Annotated in this window: 5 protein-coding genes; 3 read left to right on the top strand and 2 right to left on the bottom strand. The window is 46.8% G+C overall.

Annotated features, from left to right (window positions below):
• Positions 1-114 precede the first annotated feature (114 nt).
• Together MGMO_RS18580 and MGMO_RS18585 are read right to left on the bottom strand one after the other, a co-directional pair.
• Positions 115-972, bottom strand: coding sequence for a pirin family protein (locus tag MGMO_RS18580; RefSeq protein WP_023496621.1), 858 nt, complete (start codon positions 970-972; stop codon positions 115-117).
• Positions 973-975: 3 nt separating this feature from the next.
• The gene (locus MGMO_RS18585; RefSeq protein ID WP_023496622.1) at positions 976-1,425 is read right to left on the bottom strand and encodes a DoxX family protein; all 450 of its coding nucleotides are present in this window, start codon (positions 1,423-1,425) and stop codon (positions 976-978) included.
• Between the two features lie 117 nt (positions 1,426-1,542).
• Between MGMO_RS18585 and MGMO_RS18590 the strand changes: the two genes are divergently transcribed.
• The 3 genes from MGMO_RS18590 to MGMO_RS18600 all read left to right on the top strand — a co-directional run bounded on the left by MGMO_RS18590 (position 1,543) and on the right by MGMO_RS18600 (position 3,927).
• Positions 1,543-2,457, top strand: coding sequence for a LysR family transcriptional regulator (locus tag MGMO_RS18590; protein ID WP_023496623.1), 915 nt, complete (start codon positions 1,543-1,545; stop codon positions 2,455-2,457).
• A 418-nt stretch (positions 2,458-2,875) separates the two neighbouring features.
• Complete coding sequence (locus tag MGMO_RS18595) at positions 2,876-3,376, top strand: DUF3455 domain-containing protein (protein ID WP_023496624.1); 501 nt, start codon at positions 2,876-2,878, stop codon at positions 3,374-3,376.
• Positions 3,377-3,615: 239 nt separating this feature from the next.
• Positions 3,616-3,927 carry a hypothetical protein gene (locus MGMO_RS18600; RefSeq protein WP_023496625.1) on the top strand — a complete coding sequence of 104 codons (312 nt, stop codon included), beginning with the start codon at positions 3,616-3,618 and terminating at the stop codon, positions 3,925-3,927.
• Positions 3,928-4,161: the final 234 nt, after the last annotated feature.

The raw sequence follows: 4,161 nt of genomic DNA on the forward strand, positions 1-4,161 counted from the left end.
CAGTTCGGCCCGCTCGTTGCTGAGTTTCCATAAACGGCAGAAAAAACTGTGCTTTTGAGACAAATAGGGCTTAACTTAATGGCAGTGACGCAGAGCGTGGGAACGATAATGGAATCACTTCGTCAACACCCCATCACGATAATCCCGGTAAGCCTGTTCGATCTCTGCCGTCGTGTTCATGACGAACGGGCCTGATTGCACGACGGGCTCATTCAACGGCATTGCCGCCAACACTAAAAATTGTGCCGGCTGATCTAGCGTTAACAGATGGATGTTATTGCCGTCAATGAGCTGCCCCAATTGTCCGGCTTTTACTGTTTTATCCGATGCGCCGAGAATCAACTCACCGTGGTAGACATAAATTAAAACGGTATGCCCAGGGCCTATCGGGATGTCCAATTCCTGCTGAGGGCTTAACAACACATCGAAATACAAGGGCTGTGTCGTCACGCCAGTCACTGCACCTGATTGTTTGCCTGTTTCACCCACATAATCCCCAGCAATCAGCTTGATATAACCCCCGTTAGGCAATGTGATATGGGGGATGTCCTTAGCCGCGATGTCCCGGTAATGCGGCGGCTTCATTTTTTCCTTGGCAGGCAGGTTTAGCCAAAGCTGAAAGCCGTGCAGCAATCCGTTTTCCTGTTCCGGCATTTCTGAATGGATAATGCCGTGCGCGGCGGTCATCCATTGTACATCGCCTTTCCTCAAATGGCCTTCATTGCCCAAATGGTCTCGGTGCAACATGGCACCAGCCAGCATGTAAGTCACCGTTTCAAAGCCGCGATGCGGGTGGTTTGGGAAACCGCCAATATAATCAGCGGCTTCATCCGAGCCAAATTCATCGAATAAGATAAACGGGTCAAAGTTGTGTTGCTGCGGATTGATGATGCGCTTGAGCTTCACCCCTGCGCCATCCGAAGTATTATGTCCGGTAATGGTCGTTCCGAGCTGCCTGTTTTGCTGCTTCATTTTTCACTCCCAGTCTATCGTTTTAACCAAATAGCTATCTAAAGAATAACGTCCACCACCCATCAATATCAGTGTTACGGTTGCGGACAATAAGGCCAGCGCATATTCAATGCCATGCGAATCCAGGAAAAAGCCGTTACCCCAATGCACACCGAACAGTGCCACCAGCATTGTCACAGCACTCACCGTAGCGGCAGGACGGGTCAATAAACCCAATATTAAGGCAATACCGCCGAAAAACTCGGCACTACCGGCCAATAATGCCATAACAAAACCTGGGTTTAAGCCCACCGATGCCATCCATTGTCCTGTGCCGTCTAAACCGTAACCACCAAACCAGCCAAACAGTTTTTGGCTACCGTGTGCCGCCAGGATAATACCGATAGGTACGCGCAGGGTAACAGCTTCCCAACCTGCATTTGAAACTAGAACTTTATTGATTAAATCTTTCATAATTGTCTCGTAAATGTTTAATAAATTGAAACGTCAATGTCATTATATAGTTGCTTATTAGAATAAAAAGCGATAGATTTTGTTTAATCCATTCAAAATATTTGAACAATAGCCAATATGAAGTATCCGATTACCCTTGATGCCTTGGAAGTGCTGGATGCTATAGCCCGGAAAGGCAGTTTTGCAGCAGCGGGTAACGAACTATTTCGGGTACCGTCGGCCATTTCCTATGCCGTACAGAAACTGGAACAAGATCTGGATGTGGTCTTGTTCCGCAAGGAAGGCAGAAAGGCTGTACTGACCCAGGCCGGACACGTATTGCTCGAGCAAGGTCGGGAAATCCTGGAGGCAACCGAACGCTTGGCGGCCGCCACCAAAAAAACCCATAGCGGTTTCGAACCTGTGTTCAATATCGCAATCGACTCCATTCTAAGTTTTGAGTTCATTTATCCTCTGATAAGCGAGTTTTATGGGGTGCTGCCGGATATTGAAATCAATATTTACGAGGAAGTTCTAGGCGGATCGCAAGAGGCTGTACTGGCCAATCGGGCTGATTTGGTGATCGGTACAGGAACTGAAAGCATGCCTAGTCCAGGTGTCAAATACCAGAAGATTGGTGAGATTGAATGGCTTTTTGCCGTCGCGCCCGGACATGAACTGGCCATCGCACCCTTGCCACTTTCCCGGCAATTAATTGAACAGCACCGCTTTATCGTGGTCAGGGATTCCGCTAGGAACCAAGCTGCGCAAAGCCGCCGGGTGTTCAGCAAGCGTCCGGTCTTGAGCGTGCCGTCAATTACCGAAAAAATTCATGCCCAATGTTTAGGTTTAGGTGTCGGTTTTCTGCCGGCTCACCGGATTCAAGCACAGCTTGGACAAGGCCAGCTTATTGCATTGCCAGTGGAAAACGCGATACCGACAGAAGCCATCAATATGGCGTGGAAAACATCAAACAAGGGTAAAGTCCTGCGATGGTTTATCGGGCGGCTGTCCCGATATGATTTCAATATCCCTGTGCTAACCCGTGATTAAACCCATTTTGAATGGCCATTTTGCCAGAGGTGAGTGCTCGCCATACGGCACAAAGAATTCGTTCAGATGGTGGGATGAAAAGGTAGCGCTAATTATTAACGACGTTTTGTTTTCTCAAATCCGCTACCACGCTGACCGTCAAACTTTGCTTAGATATCCAGCGCAACGCTAGGCATCTACATTGCCCAGTAAATATAGGTTGGTAGCCAAATCTTAGATTATTCGTGCTGATCACGGTGCACTCAATCCCTCCTGCCACGGTGCAATTGGCAAAACATTCGATTTCACCCATCCTTGACCGCCAATAAAAAATAAATTTGAACAATTTCGGCGACAGAGCGGAATTACGAAGCAGGGAGGGATTAAAAAATATCCTGAACTCAAACTTACCGATCAATTACTGCTTGGAGATCAAATCATGATAAAGAAAACGAAAATCCATGCTCTGGTTACCGCTATTGGCATAAGCCTGTCCGTCACTGCCTATGCGGTTGAGATTCCCAGCCATCAGCACTTGTTATTGCGGACACAGGTGGTGCACGGAATACAATCCTACCAGTGCGCGCCAGAAGGTGTCTGGAAATTTAGTGGCCCGATGGCAATTCTTCATGACCCGCTAAGCCGCCATGTTGTGCATTATTCTGGGCCATCCTGGCAGTTTCAGGACGGCAGCAGTGTTGTAGGTCGGGTGATAGCCAGTACGCCCCGTGAGGGGGCGATCCCAGAGCTGCTGCTGGAAGTGGCGGCCCACGGTCAAGCTCAGGGATTGTTCCAGGATGTTAATTTTATACGTCGGCTTTCCACCGTTGGTGGTGTCGCACTCGGCCATTGCAATCCCCGGCAAGACATTAACGGTCTCAACGTCCCCTACGATGCCGTCTATGAATTTTGGGGGACGAGAGCCGACATGTGGATATGAGTAATTAGCGCAGGTTTTTAGTGAGGAGTGGTCTTATCGAATGGTATAAATAGCCATGTTTTATTTTTTAAGCCAGACATTTTGGGCTCACCAGCGTTTGGTTTTGCCCCGTTTCCCTGCTGATAAATATTACCGCAACTAATTTGAACAATTTCGATGGTTGATCGGAATTATGGGTATGGGAAGGTAGAAAAATCCCCTGAACCCTTAATTTATTAATTTCACCTAAGGATTTACAAATGGAACCTTATTCCTTTGAGGGTAAATATGCCCCAACAGGCTTCAAGCAAGTCATGGATAACGTAAATGACTGTCAAAATTCCATGCAACTTAGTATTGAAAAATTTGACGGTAAGCTTATCTGTTGTTTTTACACGACGACGGATAATGGTCCAATCGGGTTTGTAGAGTTTCCATCCTTCCTGCATGCCAGCGCATGGAATGCCTTTTGCCAAAATCAGGACGATTTTTTGGCGTTCAATATAAAACGATTGCTGGATGGTCCTGATTTAAACCAAGTGGGCTTAATGGTGAGAATAAAGCAGGGATAAGGTTTTGTTATGTCGTATTATAGTCAGGCTAGATTTATGGTCTTGTTAAATGTTTTCGTTGCGGTAATTGTTATGCGTTACGCCTAAGCGACATGTCGGGTTAAGTGATATGGGATTTAACCCAATGCCTAGGGGCTGTTCTCAATTACTTTAACAAATAACCGAAAGCCATTGTAAAATATAGTTTTCACAGATATTTTGTTATGGTCAGAATGGTCTTGAGCGATACAAAAT

The organism is Methyloglobulus morosus KoM1 (assembly GCF_000496735.2).
In the GTDB taxonomy this organism is placed as follows: Bacteria; Pseudomonadota; Gammaproteobacteria; order Methylococcales; family Methylomonadaceae; genus Methyloglobulus; species Methyloglobulus morosus.